Source organism: Streptomyces sp. WZ.A104 (genome assembly GCF_002382885.1).
In the GTDB taxonomy this organism is placed as follows: domain Bacteria; phylum Actinomycetota; class Actinomycetes; order Streptomycetales; family Streptomycetaceae; genus Streptomyces.
In genome coordinates, this window is the sequence record NZ_NWVL01000021.1 from 23,055 (window position 1) to 40,176 (window position 17,122).

General features: G+C 67.6%; 21 protein-coding genes. 16 read left to right on the plus strand and 5 right to left on the minus strand.

Features of this window, described 5'->3' with window-relative positions; genetic code table 11:
* The first annotated feature begins 64 nt into the window (after positions 1 to 64).
* Positions 65 to 946, plus strand: a complete 882-nt coding sequence (locus tag CIB93_RS13815) for an MBL fold metallo-hydrolase (RefSeq protein WP_179500094.1) — start codon at positions 65 to 67, stop codon at positions 944 to 946.
* Here CIB93_RS13815 and CIB93_RS13820 read toward each other — a convergent pair.
* On the minus strand, positions 928 to 1,725 hold the full coding sequence (locus CIB93_RS13820; protein ID WP_096627099.1) for a helix-turn-helix domain-containing protein: 798 nt from the start codon (positions 1,723 to 1,725) through the stop codon (positions 928 to 930). The genes CIB93_RS13815 and CIB93_RS13820 overlap by 19 nt on opposite strands.
* A 331-nt stretch (positions 1,726 to 2,056) precedes the next feature.
* On the opposite strand from CIB93_RS13820, the gene fabG reads away from it, so the two are divergent.
* From fabG to CIB93_RS13850, 6 genes are all read left to right on the plus strand, one after another.
* Complete coding sequence (fabG, locus tag CIB93_RS13825; protein ID WP_096627100.1) at positions 2,057 to 2,761, plus strand: 3-oxoacyl-ACP reductase FabG; 705 nt, start codon at positions 2,057 to 2,059, stop codon at positions 2,759 to 2,761.
* A 90-nt stretch (positions 2,762 to 2,851) separates the two neighbouring features.
* Positions 2,852 to 3,172, plus strand: coding sequence for a hypothetical protein (locus CIB93_RS13830; protein ID WP_096627101.1), 321 nt, complete (start codon positions 2,852 to 2,854; stop codon positions 3,170 to 3,172).
* A 295-nt stretch (positions 3,173 to 3,467) separates the two neighbouring features.
* The gene (locus CIB93_RS13835) at positions 3,468 to 3,782 is read left to right on the plus strand and encodes a hypothetical protein (RefSeq protein ID WP_143660034.1); all 315 of its coding nucleotides are present in this window, start codon (positions 3,468 to 3,470) and stop codon (positions 3,780 to 3,782) included.
* 440 nt (positions 3,783 to 4,222) lie between these two features.
* Positions 4,223 to 5,161 (plus strand): ParB/RepB/Spo0J family partition protein, encoded by a 939-nt coding sequence (locus CIB93_RS13840; RefSeq protein WP_096627103.1) that lies wholly within the window; start codon positions 4,223 to 4,225, stop codon positions 5,159 to 5,161.
* Between the two features lie 78 nt (positions 5,162 to 5,239).
* Positions 5,240 to 5,464 carry a hypothetical protein gene (locus CIB93_RS13845; protein ID WP_257002176.1) on the plus strand — a complete coding sequence of 75 codons (225 nt, stop codon included), beginning with the start codon at positions 5,240 to 5,242 and terminating at the stop codon, positions 5,462 to 5,464.
* A 107-nt stretch (positions 5,465 to 5,571) separates the two neighbouring features.
* Entirely contained in the window at positions 5,572 to 6,453 is an 882-nt protein-coding gene (locus CIB93_RS13850) for an alpha/beta fold hydrolase (RefSeq protein WP_096627104.1), read from the plus strand.
* A 138-nt stretch (positions 6,454 to 6,591) separates the two neighbouring features.
* On the opposite strand, the gene CIB93_RS13855 is transcribed toward CIB93_RS13850, so the two are convergent.
* From CIB93_RS13855 to CIB93_RS37890, 4 genes are all read right to left on the minus strand, one after another.
* Positions 6,592 to 7,698, minus strand: a complete 1,107-nt coding sequence (locus tag CIB93_RS13855) for a hypothetical protein (RefSeq protein WP_306454813.1) — start codon at positions 7,696 to 7,698, stop codon at positions 6,592 to 6,594.
* On the minus strand, positions 7,695 to 8,612 hold the full coding sequence (locus CIB93_RS13860) for a lactate dehydrogenase (RefSeq protein WP_096627105.1): 918 nt from the start codon (positions 8,610 to 8,612) through the stop codon (positions 7,695 to 7,697). Before CIB93_RS13860 ends, CIB93_RS13855 begins: the two co-directional genes overlap by 4 nt.
* Positions 8,609 to 9,760 carry a phosphotransferase gene (locus tag CIB93_RS13865; RefSeq protein WP_096627106.1) on the minus strand — a complete coding sequence of 384 codons (1,152 nt, stop codon included), beginning with the start codon at positions 9,758 to 9,760 and terminating at the stop codon, positions 8,609 to 8,611. Before CIB93_RS13865 ends, CIB93_RS13860 begins: the two co-directional genes overlap by 4 nt.
* A gap of 142 nt (positions 9,761 to 9,902) precedes the next feature.
* Positions 9,903 to 10,046 (minus strand): hypothetical protein, encoded by a 144-nt coding sequence (locus tag CIB93_RS37890; protein ID WP_179500095.1) that lies wholly within the window; start codon positions 10,044 to 10,046, stop codon positions 9,903 to 9,905.
* A gap of 436 nt (positions 10,047 to 10,482) precedes the next feature.
* Between CIB93_RS37890 and CIB93_RS13870 the strand changes: the two genes are divergently transcribed.
* The 9 genes from CIB93_RS13870 to CIB93_RS13910 all read left to right on the plus strand — a co-directional run bounded on the left by CIB93_RS13870 (position 10,483) and on the right by CIB93_RS13910 (position 17,104).
* Complete coding sequence (locus CIB93_RS13870; RefSeq protein WP_257002177.1) at positions 10,483 to 11,748, plus strand: helix-turn-helix transcriptional regulator; 1,266 nt, start codon at positions 10,483 to 10,485, stop codon at positions 11,746 to 11,748.
* A gap of 415 nt (positions 11,749 to 12,163) precedes the next feature.
* Positions 12,164 to 12,634, plus strand: a complete 471-nt coding sequence (locus CIB93_RS13875) for a hypothetical protein (protein WP_096627107.1) — start codon at positions 12,164 to 12,166, stop codon at positions 12,632 to 12,634.
* A gap of 194 nt (positions 12,635 to 12,828) precedes the next feature.
* Positions 12,829 to 13,083 carry a hypothetical protein gene (locus tag CIB93_RS37460; protein ID WP_143660035.1) on the plus strand — a complete coding sequence of 85 codons (255 nt, stop codon included), beginning with the start codon at positions 12,829 to 12,831 and terminating at the stop codon, positions 13,081 to 13,083.
* The gene (locus tag CIB93_RS13885) at positions 13,080 to 13,400 is read left to right on the plus strand and encodes a VRR-NUC domain-containing protein (protein WP_096627109.1); all 321 of its coding nucleotides are present in this window, start codon (positions 13,080 to 13,082) and stop codon (positions 13,398 to 13,400) included. The genes CIB93_RS37460 and CIB93_RS13885 overlap by 4 nt, the downstream gene beginning before the upstream one ends.
* A 139-nt stretch (positions 13,401 to 13,539) precedes the next feature.
* A complete protein-coding gene (locus CIB93_RS13890; protein ID WP_096627110.1) occupies positions 13,540 to 13,746 on the plus strand; it encodes a hypothetical protein in 207 nt (68 codons plus the stop codon).
* Complete coding sequence (locus CIB93_RS13895; RefSeq protein WP_096627111.1) at positions 13,743 to 14,042, plus strand: hypothetical protein; 300 nt, start codon at positions 13,743 to 13,745, stop codon at positions 14,040 to 14,042. Before CIB93_RS13890 ends, CIB93_RS13895 begins: the two co-directional genes overlap by 4 nt.
* A 51-nt stretch (positions 14,043 to 14,093) precedes the next feature.
* On the plus strand, positions 14,094 to 14,930 hold the full coding sequence (locus CIB93_RS13900) for a hypothetical protein (RefSeq protein WP_143660036.1): 837 nt from the start codon (positions 14,094 to 14,096) through the stop codon (positions 14,928 to 14,930).
* 30 nt (positions 14,931 to 14,960) lie between these two features.
* The gene (locus tag CIB93_RS13905) at positions 14,961 to 15,629 is read left to right on the plus strand and encodes a ParB/RepB/Spo0J family partition protein (RefSeq protein ID WP_096627113.1); all 669 of its coding nucleotides are present in this window, start codon (positions 14,961 to 14,963) and stop codon (positions 15,627 to 15,629) included.
* Positions 15,626 to 17,104, plus strand: a complete 1,479-nt coding sequence (locus CIB93_RS13910) for a ParB N-terminal domain-containing protein (RefSeq protein ID WP_179500096.1) — start codon at positions 15,626 to 15,628, stop codon at positions 17,102 to 17,104. The genes CIB93_RS13905 and CIB93_RS13910 overlap by 4 nt, the downstream gene beginning before the upstream one ends.
* Positions 17,105 to 17,122 lie beyond the last annotated feature (18 nt).

The window sequence follows — 17,122 nt, forward strand, 5'->3', positions numbered from 1 at the left end:
AGAAACAGGACCCTGCGTGACCAGCACTTCCCTGCGCCCTCTTTCAGCAACTACCTGGGCATGGGTGCATGACAGCACAGCCTGGGGCTACAGCAACTGCGGCCTCATAGCCTCCGACGGGCAAGCCCTGCTGGTGGACACCCAGTTCACCTTGGACGCGACCCGCACGCTGCTCTCCGCGGTGGCGGAGACGGTTCCCGGCACGGAGATCACCACCGTCGTCAACTCCCATGGCAACGGCGACCACACCTGGGGCAATCAGCTCCTGCCTGATGCGGAGATCGTCACCTCTGCCTCGTCGGCCGCGCACCTGTGCCACGAGATGGGGCCGGAGGAGCTGGCCCGGCTGTGCGCGCAGGGAGACGCCTCGCCGGTGGCCGCCTACGCGGCCAAGCACTTCGGCGCGTTCGACTTCTCAGGGGTGGAGGTGACGGGTCCGACGCGCACGTTCGACGGCCGCCTGGAGATCAAAGTCGGGACGACGCTTGTCGAGCTGATCGACCTCGGCCCCGGCCACAGCGCCGGAGATGTTGCCGTACATGTGCCCGAGGACGGGATCGTGTTCACTGGCGACGCGCTGTTCAACGGGGCCCACATGGTGACCTGGTCATCCAGCTTCAGCGGGTGTGTGGCGGCCTGCGACATGCTGTTGGCCACAGGGGCGGAGACGTTCGTGCCGGGACACGGCTGCATTACCTACCGGCCTGGGGTGCGGGAGATCCGTGATCGCCTGGAGTGCATAGGCCAGGCCGCTGCCGCGCACGCGGCAGCTGGTATCCCGCTGGAGGCTGCGGCACGGCTGGTTTGCTCGGAGTACGCCGGAGACTGGGCGCACCCCGAGCGGCTGTTCACGGCGGTGGCTGCCGCCTACCAGGAGGCGGGGGTGCCGGGCGCGGAGGACATGTTCAGCAGGGTCGCGGGCATGGCTCAGCTGGCGAACGCCTGATCGGCGGGGACGACGATCATCAGTCGCTGGGTGCGCTCGCCCAGCGGGGCGTAGGCGCGGAAGACGACCTCGAACTCCTCGCCCCCGTGGCCGGGCAAGTACACCCAGCGGCGGTCTCCGTCGGGGTGGGTGACCGAGGTCAGGTCCTCGTTGAGGATGCGCGCGGCGACGCGGTCACGGCGCCTGATCTCCGCGATGACCTCCTGAAGGCGCTCGTTGTCGGGGTCTTCCTGCGCTCGCAGCCGCAACTGGGAGGCCATGGGCTTGGCCCAGTCCTCTTCCCAGTTGATGAGCTGAAGACGCGCTTCGGGGTACGTGAGGGCCCAGATCATGACGTTGACGCCGTGGCGCATCCACGGCCAGTCGCGATCGCAGGCCTCGTTGTACATCAGGACGTCCCAGGCCCAGTCCGAGATGTACGCCGGCCAGGGCTGAACGCGGATGAGAGCGGCCGTACTGGGGTCCACCCGGTTGCTGGGGCAGATTCGGGGAGGCGGTTCGTGCCCGAGCGCGTAGACGTACAGGGTGTGCCGCTCGGCGTCGTTGAGGTCGAGCACGCGGACGACGGCTTCGAGCCATTCCGTGGACGGGGCTCGCTGACCCACTTCCAGCTTGCGGTACCAGCCTTCCGTGACTCCTGTGAGCTGCGCCATCTCGGCCTGCGTGAGCCCCTGTTTACGACTGCTGCCGAACCGGGCGGTGAATCCGGCGACCTGGTTGGCGTCGCGGCGGCTGCGCCATTCACGGAGCAGTGCAGTCAGTCGCCTATCGGTATGCATAGGGCTTGGCCACTCATTTCTCAGTAAAGCTATAGGAAAGACTTCCGGAACCTTAGCTACCGGTGGGTAGCGAGCACCCGCATCGAGCGATCCACTCAGGCGGACTTATCGGCATAGGTGTGGACCAATCAGTACTCCTAGGTGATGTATCCGACACCTCGGCGACCGGTACTCGCGGTGCCGGTAGCAGGGCTGCCGCCTAAATCGGCCATCTGGCCGGTTCGGTTGGTGTGAGGCTTGAGGGGTTGCCGGGCGCGTCTCGGCAGCCGCCCTTCTCGGCGAGACCCGCCGCGAACGGCGTGCGGAACGATCGACTGAGAGGGCACCACCCATGAGCCGCAGCGTCTTCGTCACTGGTGGCAACCGAGGCATCGGGCTCGCAATAGCCCGGACCATGGCTGCCCAGGGAGACAAGGTCGCGGTCACCTACCGGTCCGGGGAACCGCCGGCGGGAGTCTTGGGTGTGCGATGCGATATCACCGACCCTGATCAGGTCGATGCGGCGTTCCAGCAGATCGAGGCGGAACATGGGCCCGTTGAGGTCCTGGTCGCCAACGCGGGTGTCACCCGGGACACCCTGCTGATGCGCATGTCGGAGGACGACTTCGCCGATGTGCTCAACACGAACCTGACGGCTTCCTACCGCGTGGCGAAGCGCGCCACGCGCGGCATGCTGCGCGCCCGGCGAGGGCGGATGATCTTCGTCTCCTCGGCCGTGGCGTTCCTCGGGGAGGCCGGGCAGTCGAACTACGCGGCCTCGAAGGCCGGGTTGATCGGCTTCGCCCGGTCCCTGGCTCGCGAGCTCGGCTCGCGCGGCATCACCTCGAACGTCGTAGCACCCGGCCTGACGGCCACCGACATGGCCGCCCAGCTCCCCGAGGACCGGATGAAGGAGCTACTGGCGAAGATCCCCCTGGGTACGACCGCCCGCCCCGAGGACATTGCCGCCGCGGTGCGGTTCCTCGCGAGCGAGGAGGCGTCGTACATCACGGGCGCCGTACTGCCCGTTGACGGCGGCGTCGGCATGGGTCACTAGCTATGGCTCCCGTCCGCCGCCCGAGCTGGACACGGCGCGCCGACGGAACAGGGCCGCAGCGGCAGGGCCCTGGCCAGACGAGGGGGAGATGTGATTGATGAGCAGCGCATCTTGAAGCTGGCCGCCCGCCCCCGCGAGGGGCGCGCAGGCGAGGACGAGTTCAGCGCCGCCGCACGGATTCGCACGGTGAGCTTTCTGGATCGCGAGAGCGATCCGCTGGCCATGCCGATCCGATGGAGCGCCGCCCTGTGCGGCAGCACGCGAGAGGCCACCACTGCGGTCGATGCCGAGGAGCTGTGCGCCGTCTGCCCGATCTCGGCGGAGTGCTCCACCGCGCTGATGGCGGGAGCACCCGCCCACGTGAGCCGGTGGCGTGATCGCTTGAACAGGGGACAGGCGATCGCCTCCTGACCGAAGAGAGCCTGCGAGGTGCCGGGAAGCCGGCCTTCGCAGGCTCTCGCCGTTGGGTGAAGCTTCTTAAAAGGATGCCCTGAGCTGGGAGAACTCCGAACGGGCCACTGCGGACATCGGCAGCCACGGGTGCCGGCACGGCTCCCGATAGCCTGTTCGCTCGGTCGCCCAGACCGACCGTCGGCCAGGAGGGCAAGAATCCCTGATCGGCGAGACTTAGTACTACGAAACAGGGGATGACGTGCACAGGTGGGGACGAATCGCAGCGGCATTGACCTTCGCCGTGGGTGGGGTGATGACCACGGGGACGGCGGCCTCTGCAAGCACGGCGGGGCAGGCCGACCACGGATGCGAGAGCGGGTGGGTGTGCATTTACCAGGGGTGGGAGGAGTGGGCGGCCAGCACCCCGGAGCACAAGTACTACCGCTACGGCACGTACAAGTTCTACAACGAGTTCGATATCCACATGGCGTTCAACAACCAGACTGGTGGCGCCAAGGCGTACCTGTGCCGTAACTCCAACGGCACCAACTGCGACAAGCTGTTGGTCGCCGATGGCGTCTACTCCGTGAACCTGACCCCGTACAACTCGATCAAGCTCACTCCGTAGTCCGGGCCTGAGGGCCGGGCCTTCACGGCTTCCCGCCCCCCATCGGGTGGGACTGAAGCAGCCGGAGGGCCAACCGGCGCATCGCTAGCCTGCGGATCAATGCCGCCTGGCGGTGCGCCCCGGGGCGGCGACTTGGCGCCTATGACAGGACTGGAAGATCGGCGCCCGTCAGGCGCGAACTACCGCCCGAGGGTGACTGGACGCACTTTCCCAGGCCCTGGCCGCGGTGACCGCCTGCAAGTAGGCACACGCCCTGACTGGCGCTTCCCCTCGGAAGGAACCGCACCCTTCGCCGCTCCAGGGGAACGCCCCATGCCGGAGCGTGGTCGAGGTCACGTCGGGGGTGGATGCCGGGGCTGGACACCCCCCATATCCATAGTAGAATTTAGGTACAAGGTGAGGGCAGGAACTCACCAACTACCCACCTCTTGGAGCCCCCGATGCAGCGCACCGTCAAGATGAGCCAGGTCCACCGCAACCCCCGCCAGCCCCGCGAGTACTTCGACGAGGAGGCCCTGAAGGAGCTGGCTACCTCCATCGACACCTACGGGCTCATGCAGGCCATCGAGGTACGCCCCGACAACGACCAGGGCGGTTACGAGATCGTCTCCGGCGAGCGCCGCTGGCGCGCCCACCAGATCCTTGGCCGCACCAAGATCCGCGTCACGGTCGTCTCCGAGCAGAACGAACTCAAGCGGTTCAAGCGATCGGTGTCGGAGAACGTCAACCGCGAGGACATGACGCCCTTCGAGGAGGCCCGCGCCTTCCAGCGCATCCTGGACGAGGAAGAGGGCGCCACCCCGGAATCCGTCGCCGCTGACTTCGGCAAGACCACCACGTACGTCAAGCTGCGCCTCGCCCTGCTCGACCTGCGCGAGGAGATCGCCAAGCACGTCCAGGACGGCCAGATCGGCACCCAGGCAGCCGTACAGATCGCCGCCCTCTCCCACACCAACCAGGGCTCCGTCCTGTCCAAGTTCGCACGCGGCGAGTTCGCCTCGGACAACGAGATCGTTCACTTCGCCTTCGCGATGAAGCAGCAGCAGGACCAGGCCGTGCTGATGATCGTCGAGGAGATGACGGAGGAGCAGCGCACCGAGCGCGCCGCTACCCAGAAGAAGACCCGCAGCACGCTCGACAAGATCGAGCAGATCCGGGGAATGCTCGATGAGATCGCCAAGACCGACCCGTTCAAGCTGGCCGAGGCCCTGGAAGGCGGAGTCGGCGCCCGCCTGGAGCAGCTTGACCGTGTCGCGGAGTCGCTGACCAAGGCCCGCTTCCAGCTCAAGCAGGCCAAGGCGCACGCCGAGGCGAAGGAACTGGTCGTGGTCAACCCCGACGCCGAGACCGAAGCGAACGAGGCCACCGCAGCAGCCTGACCGGCGCCCGCAGGGGCGGGGCTCCGGCCCCGCCCCGCCGCCGCCCAGACCCCCACCCACGCCAGAAAGCAGCGTCTCGTGCCGGAACACAACCAGCAGCCCGACTGGTCCACCATGACCGAAGCCGAGTTCGACCACACCGCCCCCAACACGCTGCCCGTCACCGGCGGCCCGGCCCGCATCGTCGCGCAGCCAGGCGCCTGCGGAACCGAAGCCCTCTTCGGAGAGGAGCCCCCGCCTGCGCCCGTGAAGCGCCCCGCACCGAAGCCGGGCGGCCCCGACGGGCAGGAAGAGCTGTTCTGATATGCCGATCTACCGGTCCGAACCGGCCGCCGACAGCCTTACTGTGAAGCGCAGTTCACGAGCAAAACCTAGATGCGCTCCATGATCAGCCGTGACAGGCTCCGCAGATGCCGATCGTTGACGTATCTCCCGAGGTGTCCATCGCGTACGAAAGCTTCGGCGACACCGGGGACCCTCCGGTCCTGCTCGTGATGGGCTTCGGCGCGCAGATGCTCGCCTGGCACGAGGACTTCTGCGGAGCTCTGGCCGACCGAGGCCGCCGCGTGATCCGATACGACAACCGCGACTGCGGGCTGTCCACCAAGTTCGACGAACACCCCGTCGACATGAACGAGTTCATCGCCGCCGTCAGCTCGGGTGACTTCCCGGCCGCCCTTGCGATGGTCCCCTACCGGCTCACCGACATGGCCAGCGACGGCCTCGGGCTGCTCACCGCACTCGGTATCGAGCGCGCCCACGTGGTCGGCGCCTCGATGGGCGGAATGATCGCCCAAACGATGGCTCTGTCCGCCCCCCAGCGGATACTGACCCTAACGTCAATGATGTCCTCGACCGGAGAGCCTGAACTCGGTCAACCCAGCCCAGAAGCCCAAGCGGTGCTGTTCAGCCCGAAGCCCGCAGACCGAAACGGATACATCGAGGCGGCGGCAAAGGAACTGGTCTGGGGCTCCAAGCGGTACGGCGACCCCGCGATGCTGCGTGAGCTGGCCGCCGAAAGTTACGACCGCGCCTACTACCCCGCGGGAATCGGACGGCAGCTCGGTGCGATGATCCTCAGCGGTTCGCGCGCGGATGCGCTCCGTGAACTACGAGTGCCCACGCTGGTGATCCACGGCCTGGACGATACGCTCATCGACCCTGACGGTGGGAAGCGTACTGCAGAGCTGGTGCCCGGCGCCGAACTCCTCCTGGTTCCCGACATGGGCCACGACCGCCCGCGCGAACTCTGGCCACAGCTCATCGACGCCATCGTGGCTCACACCGGTTGAACAGCTACGTCGTCCCGACGAGCGTCCCTGCTGCTCGTCGGGACGACGCTGCCAGTGCCCGGGAACCGCTCCACGTGTGCACGAAAACAAGCTCAACTCGCGACGGGAGCCCAGCTCTCCAAGCGCGACAGCTGGCCGTCAACTGGTGAGTTGACGCAAGAGCTTGGCGCTGGCGTCTCTGTCATGGTTCAGAGCGACGCTGACACTCGGCAGAGCCGTCAGCCGGTCAGCCAGCACACGACGCACCTCGTCATCGGCGGCCTTGGGTGCGAGCCCGAACACATCGGGGTACCGGTCCTCCGTACCCGCGGTGAAGAAGTCGCTATCCACCAGCTCCCGGCCGCGCCCCTCGACCGCCGGAGCAGCCGCGGGGGCGATACGCGGGAAGACGATCCGGCCAGCCTTCCCGGAGACAGCGAGGGGAAGACCCAGCCACGTTGTGAGCTGGTCCGGGAAGAACTGCGGCTTCAGCTCCTTGCCGCTACTCGCGAAGATCGGATCACGCTTGCCGTCGGTGAGTGCCTGGCTGACTCGCTCGTGCTGGGTGGGGTGCAGCCGCTCACCCGCGAGATGCCGTGCCCGCACCTCGTCGTAGACGCCGAGCGCATCGAGGGAGCCGAGGCCGATGGCGGCGGCCGACGGCCAGGGAAGAACGTCCACTCCCCCATCGCCGTCGGGGCGGACGAACACCCGGTCGTTGGCCAGGAGCTGCCAGCCGGATTGGGCCAGCAGCAGCGCCGTGGTGGTCTTGCCTGCGCCCTTCTCTCCCAGGGTCAGCACGGTAGATCCGTCCCGGACGGCGGCGGAGGCGTGCAGGATGTGCCATCCGTCAGCGAGGAGCTGCGAGCGCAGCAGCTCACGGGCGAGGCGAGCGGCGGCGAGCGCCACGGGCACGGGCTCGGTGCCGGCGATGCGCAGGACATCAGGCTGGTACTGGTAGGACAGGCTGCTGTCGGGCTGGTGGGCGTACACGCAACCGTCGTCGTCCCGCGTGTGAAGCAGAGGCGCGTTGGCGTAGGTCACCACGTCGTGCGGGTAGTCGGTCACGAGCTGGGCCAGTTGCGCGGCCTCCGTCTCGTCCACGCCTGCGGCGACAAGCGGACCCGCGTCGGCGCCTGCTTCGCTGCTGGTGGCCTGCCACCAGGGGCCGAAGTAGCGGCGCGACCAGTCGGTGATGCTCGGTGTGCTGCTGGCAACGGTGACGTGGTGGCTGGCCGCGGTGATGCGTACGGCGGTGTGGGTCACGATGCGTCGGCTCCTTCGGCGTGATGGGCGATGAGTTGGTAGGCGGTTCGGGTCTTCTGGTCCGCGGCAGCGAGAAGCGCCTGTTCGCGCCCGCTCAGATCGGGCATGGCCACGGTGGGCACTCCGGCGGTGAACTGCAACGGAGTTCCGAGGCAGGAGCCCGACGGGTTGACGGCCGACAGTTCCAGCGTCCCGTCGACCAGTCCAAGGGTGTGCGTCAGCGCGGCGAGCACAGCCCCCGCGGGGCCGCAGCGCGTCCGCCCGAGTCCGGCGTTGATGCGTCGCGGCCGGGCTGACAGCTCCTCGTGGACAGCGGCCAGCGGAACAGTGGTTGGGCGGCTGGCGACCCGGGTGGTGGACGCGCACACCACTGCGGCGTCACCGTGCTCACCGACCACGCGGCCCGCGACACGTTCCACGGGAACAGCGAGGAGCCGGGCGAGAGTGAGGCGGTAGCGAGCCGAGTCCGTAGCCGAGCCGACGCCGTACACGCGCCGTACACGGGAGGTCTCGGTGAACAGCCGAGTCATCACGTCGACGGGGTTGGTCACCACAATGACCGTTCCTTCGTAGCTGGTCAGCTGCCGCCCGAGTGCGGCGATGACGGGGGCGTTCGCCACCAGCCCGGCCATGCGGATCTCCGTGGTGGAGGTGTTGGTGAACGGGGCGCGCGGGCAGATCACGATGGCATCGCACAGGGTCATGGCCGAAGGTTTGACGGCCTCCACTCGCAGGGGTGAACCGAGAACCTGGGCCATGTCCTCCACGTCGGTGACCAGAGCACGGGCGGACGCTCTACTTCCGGAAGCCACCAGGAGGCGGCTACACCAGGGCAGGACGGTGAGCACGGTCGCGAGGGTGTGTCCCACGGCGCCGGCCCCGACGATTCCGATCGTCTTACCGGGGTCGGTCATCCGCGTACCGCCGTGGCCACGTTGTTCAGCGCGCGGAGCCACAGGTCCGGCCCGTTCACTCTGTGCTCGTTCAGGTCCGCGGTAGTGCGGTCGAGCATGGTGCACACGGCGGTCGCATGGTCGATCACGGCCTGGGCCGCATCGGGCAAGGGCAGACCGGTGGGTGCGGTGAGGTAGGTGGTGAGGATGCTCGTGGCGTCCATCATCCACATGGCCACCAGGGCGCGTAGCCAGGCGGCGCGTTCGGCTCGGGGCATGACATCGGTGAGCATTCCCGCGAAGGAGTGCACGCCGTCAAGGATCAGGCGGGTGCGGGGACTGCCGGGAGGGTCCGCGATCAGCGCCAGCGTGAGACGGGAGATGACCTTGCCGTAGTCGGCGCACGGGTGGCTCAGCGACATGCCGGGGTCGAGGAAGGCCGGGCGCGGCTCGGCGGTGGGCCAGATGACGTGCTCTGGCTTGAGATCCCCGAAGACGACGGTGTTTCCAGGCGGTGTGGCCAGCCGATCACGCAGCAGTCGGCCGACGACCGCCGCCAGGGTCGGCGCAGCCTGACCGGTCAGGGCGAGGTAGCGGCGCGAGCTGAGGCCGTTGAACTTCCGGTGGAACGTGGCGGGGACGGACCTCTCCGGGATGGCGGCTGCGGCGACGAGGGCGGCGGCCTGGTCCTGCCGGAGGTGGGCCAGTTCCTCAGTCATCTGGGCCAGCAGGTCAGCGGTACGGGCGGGCTCCTTGACGACCAGGTCGGTGAGGGTTGAGCCGGTGATCGGTTCGGTGAACAGAACGCCGGCGGTGTACCCGGTGATCTTCGGGGCACGCAGGCGCGCGGTGTGCAGGATGCCGTACTGGATCGTTTCCCGTTCCAGCATGCCGCCGGTTGCTGCGATGTAGGCGTCCTGCCGGGCTCGCGCCTCCGGCCAGGGCCCGCATGCTCCGCGCAGCAGGGAAGCGAGGGAGACGCCGAGGAAGGAGAGCTTCGCGAACAGGGGGCGCCCGTCCACCTCGATGTGGCGGACGTATGCGGTCACCGACGGCACGTGAGGGCCGAGGCGCACAGCGGAGTCGGGCCACAAGGAGTTGGCGGCTTGCTGGATGCGGTCCGCTGCGTAGTCGAAGACCTGCTCCGGGGCGGGTAACGGCGCGTTCATGATGAGGCTCCCAGAGGGTGAGGTGTCTGGTGAGGCGTGGAGGCTCCGGGCATCCGGCGACCCGCTGTCAGCCGAATGCCCGGAGCGGCTTTCGCCGGGCTGCCGTGTTCGGTGTCGCGCGGCAGCCGGATGAACGGGCGGCCTATGTGGCCGCGGCGTTGTTGGCGGCAGCGCGGGAGTGGATGGCTCTGTCGAGCTGCCGGGACATCGCGACCATCTGCGCGGGTGAGATGACCAGCTGGGCGGGCATGGCCTGACCGCCCTGGAGGAGTACAGCGACCGGCATGAATGCCTGGTCGGTGACGTGGTCGTAGCAGGTTTCTCGCCGCAGGGGCAGAACGCATTCGACGCCTGCGGGTTTCACTGCTGGCGTCGGAGCAGCATCGTGCGCAGTGGTGGGCCCGAGGCCCGTCGTGCCGTGCATCGCGTATTCACCATCTCTCGCGCTTCGAGGGACATGCGGCGGCCGGTGTGAGACCGTCACAGAGACTGAGGCCGCTGCGCGGCGTGCCCGTCAACCCGCTACTGGACGGCCGGATTTCGTGCACTTGGGCGGCAGCAGACGCCACAGTTAAGGCCGCTGAAGAGGTTCGCGGTAACCCCGAGAGGAGGCCCCCCTCGTGGGTACACACCATGGGGGTGCCGCAGCAGAGGGGAGTTGAGGTATGCAGGTTCCGGTGTCACCCGCGGCTTTGCCTGGTCGCCTTCTCTGCGACCCGCGCATGAGGCAGGCACTGGCGCGCCGCGACATCGGAGCTGTCTTCCACCTCGCTCACAGTGAGGCGGGTATCAGCTTCAACAAGCTCGCTGAGGCGACTGGTATCCGCGCCGAACGCGTCAGTCAGCTCACCAAGGGCGACGGGGCGGTCACGTCCTTACCGGTGCTGGAACGCATCGCGGACGGGCTGCGGATTCCCGGGGCCGACCTGGGTCTGGCGGTCAGGCCCTGGGAGGCACCCGAACCTCCTGCTCGCCAAGAACAAGATGGAGACGATCCGATGAAGCGCCGCGACGTACTGCGTGGCGCGCTCGCTGCCGGATTGGCAGGTCCCGGGCTCGCTGCGCTGACCACCACACGCCACGACATTGACACAGCTCTCGCCGCCGGCCACGGCGATGTGGAGTTCTGGGAGTCGACTGCCGAGAGGTACGGCTACGGCTACAACGGCAGGCCTCCCGCCACGGTCCTCACCGACATCGTGGAGGACTTCACGGAGCTCAACACGCTTCTGTCGCAGCCGCAGACGGTCAAGGGCCGTTCGGCGCTTTGCTACGTGACCGGGCAGATGGCGGGGATGGCTGCCATCGTGTTGCACGACCTGGGCCAGCATCGGGAAGCGCACCGTTGGTTCGGCACTGCGGCCCGGGCGGCTGAGCAGTCGGGGGATGCCCTGCTGCATGCCTGGGTGCTGGGCCGGGAGGCCATGGTGCCGCTGAACTACGGCGCGCCAGAGGCGGCGGCGCAGCTCGCGGAGCGAGCCCGTCATATCGCTGGGGATCGTCCTTCCGCTCCAGCCGTTCTGGCTACCGCGGTGGCCGCACGCGCCAACGCTGTGGCCGGCCACCGGGCCAAGGCTCTCGACGCTGTAGCGGCGGCGGAGACGCTTGTGGGACGGCTCGGCGCCCTTCAGCAAGCGGACACCTGGTTCGGGTACCCGATGCAGAAGCATCACGTCCACATGAGCCAGGCGCTCACCTGGCTCGGGGAAACCGATCGTGCATACGCCACCCAGCAGGAGGCTTTGAAGCTGACGCGCACACCGTCTCTGATGACACGGGCGCTGATCGCCATCGACACAGCGTCTTGCCGTGCCCGCGACGGGGAGCACGCCGAGGCGGTGAGAGTTGCACTGGAGGCGTATTCGGACCTGCCGACGTCGTACCGGACGGGGCTGACACGGTCCCGAGCCGAGGCGTTGTGTCAGGCGCTGCCTGCAACGGCCCCAGGACTGGATGCCCTCTCGGACGTGCTCGCTCAGGCGACCTGACGGGTGCGGCGGCCGGCGCGACGCCGGGGCTGGCAGGCCTCCGGAGGCATCGTGCTGACTGGACACCCCCCTCACGCATAGTAGAATAGAGACAAGAAAGGGAGGCTGAAAGGCATCCAACCGAAGGGGAGTTGACTCGATGAACACCATCGTGAGTCCGGTGCACTGCCGAGACGCACTCGGATTCGAGGCACCCGAGTGCATCGAATGCGAAGGCACGGGCACCGTCACCTACCTACGCGGGCCACATCCGGAGCAGCGAGAGTGCGACGACTGCCTGAGTACGGGCCGACGCCTGGCCTGCCCGGACTGCATCGACGGGACCACGGCGTCAGGCGAAGAGTCCTGCCCCACCTGCGACGGATACGCCGCCCTCTACTAGCCAGAAATAGGCCGCACCAGAAGGAGTCGAAGAGTGTTTGAGATTGGCGACAGCATCACCCGCGAGGCGCTCGCAACAGGGAGGCGTAGCAAGGTCACCGCCTCCGGCGACACGATCACGATCGCCATTACCCTCCCAGACGGCGACGTTCAGCACTTCGAGAGGCCCGCAGCGGGGTCGGCCGCCGATTGGAGGGTCACGACCCTCACGAGCTCGTACGGCGGCGCCGCGTTCGATGAACCCGCGGGCCAGGCAGGTGAAGGGCTCGAAGTCCTCGCCCGATCGAAGTCCCCCGAACCGTGCAGCGCGTCGCACGGCTTTCCGCGCGGCGCGGACGTGACCCTCGCGGCGCCGCCCCGCGAGCCAGGCTCGTTGCGACTGTTCGGCACCGTCCTGGGCGGCGCAACGGACCCGTTCACCGGCGATCGGCTGGTGATGGTCCTATGGGACGGCGTCGGCCAGCCTCGCGCCCACAAGCACGCGGAGTTGGTGATCGTGGACTAGTAATAGGCCGCTACATAAAACCGTGCTAGGTTGTGATCGTGATCGAGCCCAGGCACGGCCCGACCACCCATCCGCCTCCGGTCGGGCAGCGACCCCCGCGCCCCGCCCTTCCGGAACGGCTCGCCCGATGCGAGCCCCCCTCCGGCCGGGACCCGCACCCCCACGCGGGTCCCGGCCCACATATGGAGACCCAGATGCCTACCAGCACCAGCAGCACCGACGACCTGTACGCGGCACTCATAGCCGAACGCTACGGGCGACCGCTGCACGAAATCCTCCAGGAGGAGGCGAAGCTCCCACTGCCTGAACTCCTCCTCGAACAACACCGGCGCCCCACTCCCACCACGCCCCCACGCAAGCGCCAGCCCGGCCCGCCAGACCCCGAGGGGCCCGCGCGCCTCCGCGCTCTGGACTGGGCCAGCCAGCCGCGCCGCCGGAGGGCACGGTGACCGAGGAACAGTTCCGCAGGCGAGTACGCCAGCTCGCCGCCCTGCGCGGCTGGACACTCGCCTACCACACCCACAACTCCCGCCGCAGCGACGCCGGATGGCCAGACGAGGTATACGGGCACCCCGACGCCGGCCGGACCCTCTTCGTGGAGCTGAAGACCAACACGGGCCGCATACGGCCAGCCCAACGCGACTGGCTCAAGCACCTCGCGCAGTGCGGACTCGAAGCCACCCTCTGGCGCCCCCGAGACCTCGGACTCATCGTTGCGACGCTCGCCCCCAAGGGGCCGCGCGCTCAACTCCCAGACGACCTGTGAACAGGAGAAATACTTTCGTGGAGAACACGCCCAAGGACACCCCGCCCACCCCCGGTTCGGTGTGGTGCTCCAGCTGCGACAGCTGGTTCAACATCATCACCAACACCTGCCGGTGCAACAACCGTTGAAGGACGCGACCATGGCCAGCACCCACCAGGACCCAGAAACGTCCCCGGCCGTCGGCAGCATGCCAGCCGCGCCGCGAAGCCTCACCGAGGTCCTGGCCGAGATCGCTCACCTCGCCAACCGGCTGTGCGGCGACCTCGCAGACGATCAGTGGGACACCGCCGACCGCATCCGCCACCTCGCAGAGACCGCCACGACTCCGCCAGGAGCCTCCTCATGAACGTCCGCTTCGCGCCCCTTCCACCCCGCCGCAGCAGCCAGAAGCCTCACGCGGCCGCGCAGGCACTCCGGGACAGGCCCGGCGAGTGGGCGCACATTCACACCCACAGCAGCGGCACCCGGGACGAGAACAGCAACCGTGCCAACAACCAGAGCCACCGCATCCGCACCGGCACTCTCGTCGCGTTCCGCCCCGCTGGCGCCTTCGAGGCCACCACACGCAGCAACGAAGATGGCACCACCGAGGTGTGGGCCCGGTACGTCGCCACGAGCGGCCGACCGGATTGCTCCGCGTAAAAGACAGCGAAACGCAGATGCGGCCAGAAGCGCGCTGGCAGGCTTGCCCGCATGGAGCTGGAGAACGTGAGCGCAGCCGCAGCTGCTGCAACCGCCTTGGCGGCACTCGCCTCCGTGGCTGTTGCCCGAAGCCAGGTGAGGACGGCTCGGAAAACCACGCTCGAAGCGATCCAAGTCCAGCATCACGGGGAACAGGCTCGCCGCATCGAAGATCACGGAGTTGCCCTGCTTCATGCGGCTAATGCCCTGGTGGCCACGGCAAAGGGCCTGCCCAGCGTCCGGTATGAGGAGTGCGCCGCTCTCATGCAGTCAAGGATGGAAGCGTTAGAGGCCGCACACGCTCACGTGATCACCCTGGGGCCGGACACCTTGGTTCAGCGCGCAGAGGCCCTGACCGCTCAGTGCCGCAGCATCGCGAACTATGCCCTTCCCCGGAGCGTGGTACAGAAGGCCATCCGCGCTCTTGAACAGGGTTGGTGCCACGGTGACATAGAGCGGTGCACGGATGCCGCGCACGGGGACGCGTGGGTCGCCTCAGACCTCCTGGAACGGTGGGAGGAGGTCGAGGACGCGGACCGCCCAGATCAGCTGGGCTTCTTGGAGTACCTGCTGACAGAGAGCGCCATCGGCATGTCCGGAATCGACGGGCTGACTGAGGACGATGTACGCCGTCTCCTCGCTCTTGCTCGCCATCCGGTCGCGTGGAGCCGCCTGGTTGCCGAGTGGCGTTGGCGCAGAGCTCCTGCGGGTTTTCTGCAAGCGCGCGAGGAGTACATCGTCGAGATCCGCGCAAGCCTCTGGCCGTACGCCGTCGTAGCGCAGGGCCGTTGGCCCCACCGGCTTCGTGCTCTGCTCAGGCGCCGGGACTCCCCTTCCCCGGTCACCTAGGCTCGGCTTCGGGCGTGGGGCTGGAGAGCTATGTCCCCCGTCGTTGCCCACATCCCTGAGTCGCTGGCCGCTCTCGCCGTTCCGGTAGCGGATCTGGCCCCGTATCACCGCAACCCGCGAACCGGTGACCTCGACGCAATCGCGGAGTCCCTGTCCACCCACGGCCAGTACCGTGCGATCGTCGTCAACCGGGGCAGTCTCACCGGACGTCCGAACGAAGTCCTCGCCGGCAACCACACGTTGAAGGCCGCGAGGAAGCTCGGCTGGGACAAGATTGCCGTCACATGGCTCGACGTGGACGACGAGGCCGCAGCGAAGATCGTCGTCGTCGACAACCGCACCTCCGACCTTGCCGGATACGACACGGCACTCCTGGCGGACATCCTGACCGATCTGCCCGACCTCCAAGGCACGGGCTACGACCAGGAGCAGCTGGACCAGCTGCTGGACGACACCGCGCTGCCCGCGCCCATCGAGTTGCCGAGCGACGGGGCCGGGACCGGCGCCGCCGCCACGGTGGACTACCTCCAGTGGGGCTACATGCAGTGGTCCTCCACCCGTGTGCGGATCACGCAGGCCGAGGTGGAACTCCTCGACGCGCTGTACAAGCGGTTCGTGGATGACCATGACTCCGACATGGGGTTCGGGTGGCACGTCCTCAACGAGGAGCACGAGGCCCGCGAGGGGGAGCCCGCGTGAGCCTCGATGTGCGGTTCGACCCGTCCTACCCGCTGGCGAAGCTCCGCCCGGCCGACTACAACCCGCGCCGTCTGTCCGCGGAGTCGTTCGACCGGCTTCAGGGTTCACTGCGCCGACACGGGGTCGTGAAGCCGGTGATCCTCAACGCTGACGGCACGCTCGTCGCAGGCCACCAGAGGACGAAGGGGCTGAAGGCGATCGGCCAGGAGACGACACCAGCGATGATCCTGCCCCAGAAGGTGCGGCTGCAGGACGAGATCAAGTTCAACCTGCTCCACAACCGGGTCGAGACCGAGGCGTCCGTGGTGTACGCGGAGCCGGGACCGATCGGGCAATGGTGCTGGATTCCGTGGCAGACGATCGAGGTGGAGGAGTCGAAGAACCTGCCGTTCCAGCAGGCGATCGGCTTCATGACCGCGGCGCACGGCCCGTGGGGGTCGGTGGTGATCGATGACCAGGGCCGCATCGTCCTCAACGCGGAATATGCGGCGGTCGCGAAGTCGCAACGCTTCGATGTTCTCGCCTGGACCGTCGCCTCCTTCGACGCCGGCCAGCTGGTGGAGGACCTGACGGGCGAGTACGGCGTGTACGACTGGTCCGGGCTCGAAGAGCAGGCCCCGGTGTGGAACCAGCACATCGTGCAGCCGAACCGGCTGCGGGAGCACTCGTCGAAGGCGAAGGCGGGCCAGGTCCGCTACAAGTCGGAGGTCTGGGAGCAACTGGTGCGGCCGTGGCTGACGACGTCGCACCGTGTGGTGGACTTCGGGGCGGGTCACGGTGACTACGCCCGCCATCTGCGGGCCAAGGGCTACCAGGTCCACGACTACGAGCCGTACCGCACGCTCAAGGGCAAGTACGCGATCGACATCCGGTCGGTGGTCGGTCAGATCCGGCGTATCGAGCGGGAGCTCCGCGACCGGGGGCTGTACGAGGTCGTGGTTCTGGACTCGGTCATCAACGCCACGACGAGTCTGGAGTATCAGCACTGGGTGCTGCTGACCGTGAATGCGTTGTGCGCCGCTGATGGCCAGGTGTGTATCGGGACGCGGAATCTCGTCAGGGAGATGGCCTACGAGAACTCGGAGCATGCCATCAGCCGTGACTCGACCCGGCTGAACTTCCTCGACTCGAACCAGGTGGACATGCGATTCGTGAGGGGGAAGTGGCAGCGCATCCGCTATCACACGCCCGAGTCGCTGCGGGGCCTGCTGTCGCGGTACTTCGAGGATGTGCAGCTCAGCGATGCGACGCGAGCGACGGTGAAGGCGGTTTGCCGCAAGCCTCGCCGCTTCCCCATCGAAGAGTACGAGGAGGCATTGAATAACGAATTCAACATGCCCTACCCGAACGATTTCCGGCATAATAAGCACGGCGGAATTGTGGAAATTCTGATAGAATTGATCAAGGAAAGGAATGGCTCCACGGAGGGGAAACAGGATGAATTCGGGGGCGAATCCCGAGAGGGTTCGCATTGATATAGAGGCACGGGACAG

Coding starts and splice junctions, on each gene's coding strand:
- CIB93_RS13820 (WP_096627099.1), bottom strand. CDS start 1,725: ATGCATACCGATAGGCGACTGACTGCACTGCTCCGTGAATGGCGCAGC.
- fabG (WP_096627100.1), top strand. CDS start 2,057: ATGAGCCGCAGCGTCTTCGTCACTGGTGGCAACCGAGGCATCGGGCTC.
- CIB93_RS13835 (WP_143660034.1), top strand. CDS start 3,468: ATGACCACGGGGACGGCGGCCTCTGCAAGCACGGCGGGGCAGGCCGAC.
- CIB93_RS13840 (WP_096627103.1), top strand. CDS start 4,223: ATGCAGCGCACCGTCAAGATGAGCCAGGTCCACCGCAACCCCCGCCAG.
- CIB93_RS13850 (WP_096627104.1), top strand. CDS start 5,572: ATGCCGATCGTTGACGTATCTCCCGAGGTGTCCATCGCGTACGAAAGC.
- CIB93_RS13860 (WP_096627105.1), bottom strand. CDS start 8,612: ATGACCGACCCCGGTAAGACGATCGGAATCGTCGGGGCCGGCGCCGTG.
- CIB93_RS13865 (WP_096627106.1), bottom strand. CDS start 9,760: ATGAACGCGCCGTTACCCGCCCCGGAGCAGGTCTTCGACTACGCAGCG.
- CIB93_RS37890 (WP_179500095.1), bottom strand. CDS start 10,046: ATGCCGGTCGCTGTACTCCTCCAGGGCGGTCAGGCCATGCCCGCCCAG.
- CIB93_RS13870 (WP_257002177.1), top strand. CDS start 10,483: ATGAGGCAGGCACTGGCGCGCCGCGACATCGGAGCTGTCTTCCACCTC.
- CIB93_RS37460 (WP_143660035.1), top strand. CDS start 12,829: ATGCCTACCAGCACCAGCAGCACCGACGACCTGTACGCGGCACTCATA.
- CIB93_RS13890 (WP_096627110.1), top strand. CDS start 13,540: ATGGCCAGCACCCACCAGGACCCAGAAACGTCCCCGGCCGTCGGCAGC.
- CIB93_RS13895 (WP_096627111.1), top strand. CDS start 13,743: ATGAACGTCCGCTTCGCGCCCCTTCCACCCCGCCGCAGCAGCCAGAAG.
- CIB93_RS13900 (WP_143660036.1), top strand. CDS start 14,094: ATGGAGCTGGAGAACGTGAGCGCAGCCGCAGCTGCTGCAACCGCCTTG.
- CIB93_RS13905 (WP_096627113.1), top strand. CDS start 14,961: ATGTCCCCCGTCGTTGCCCACATCCCTGAGTCGCTGGCCGCTCTCGCC.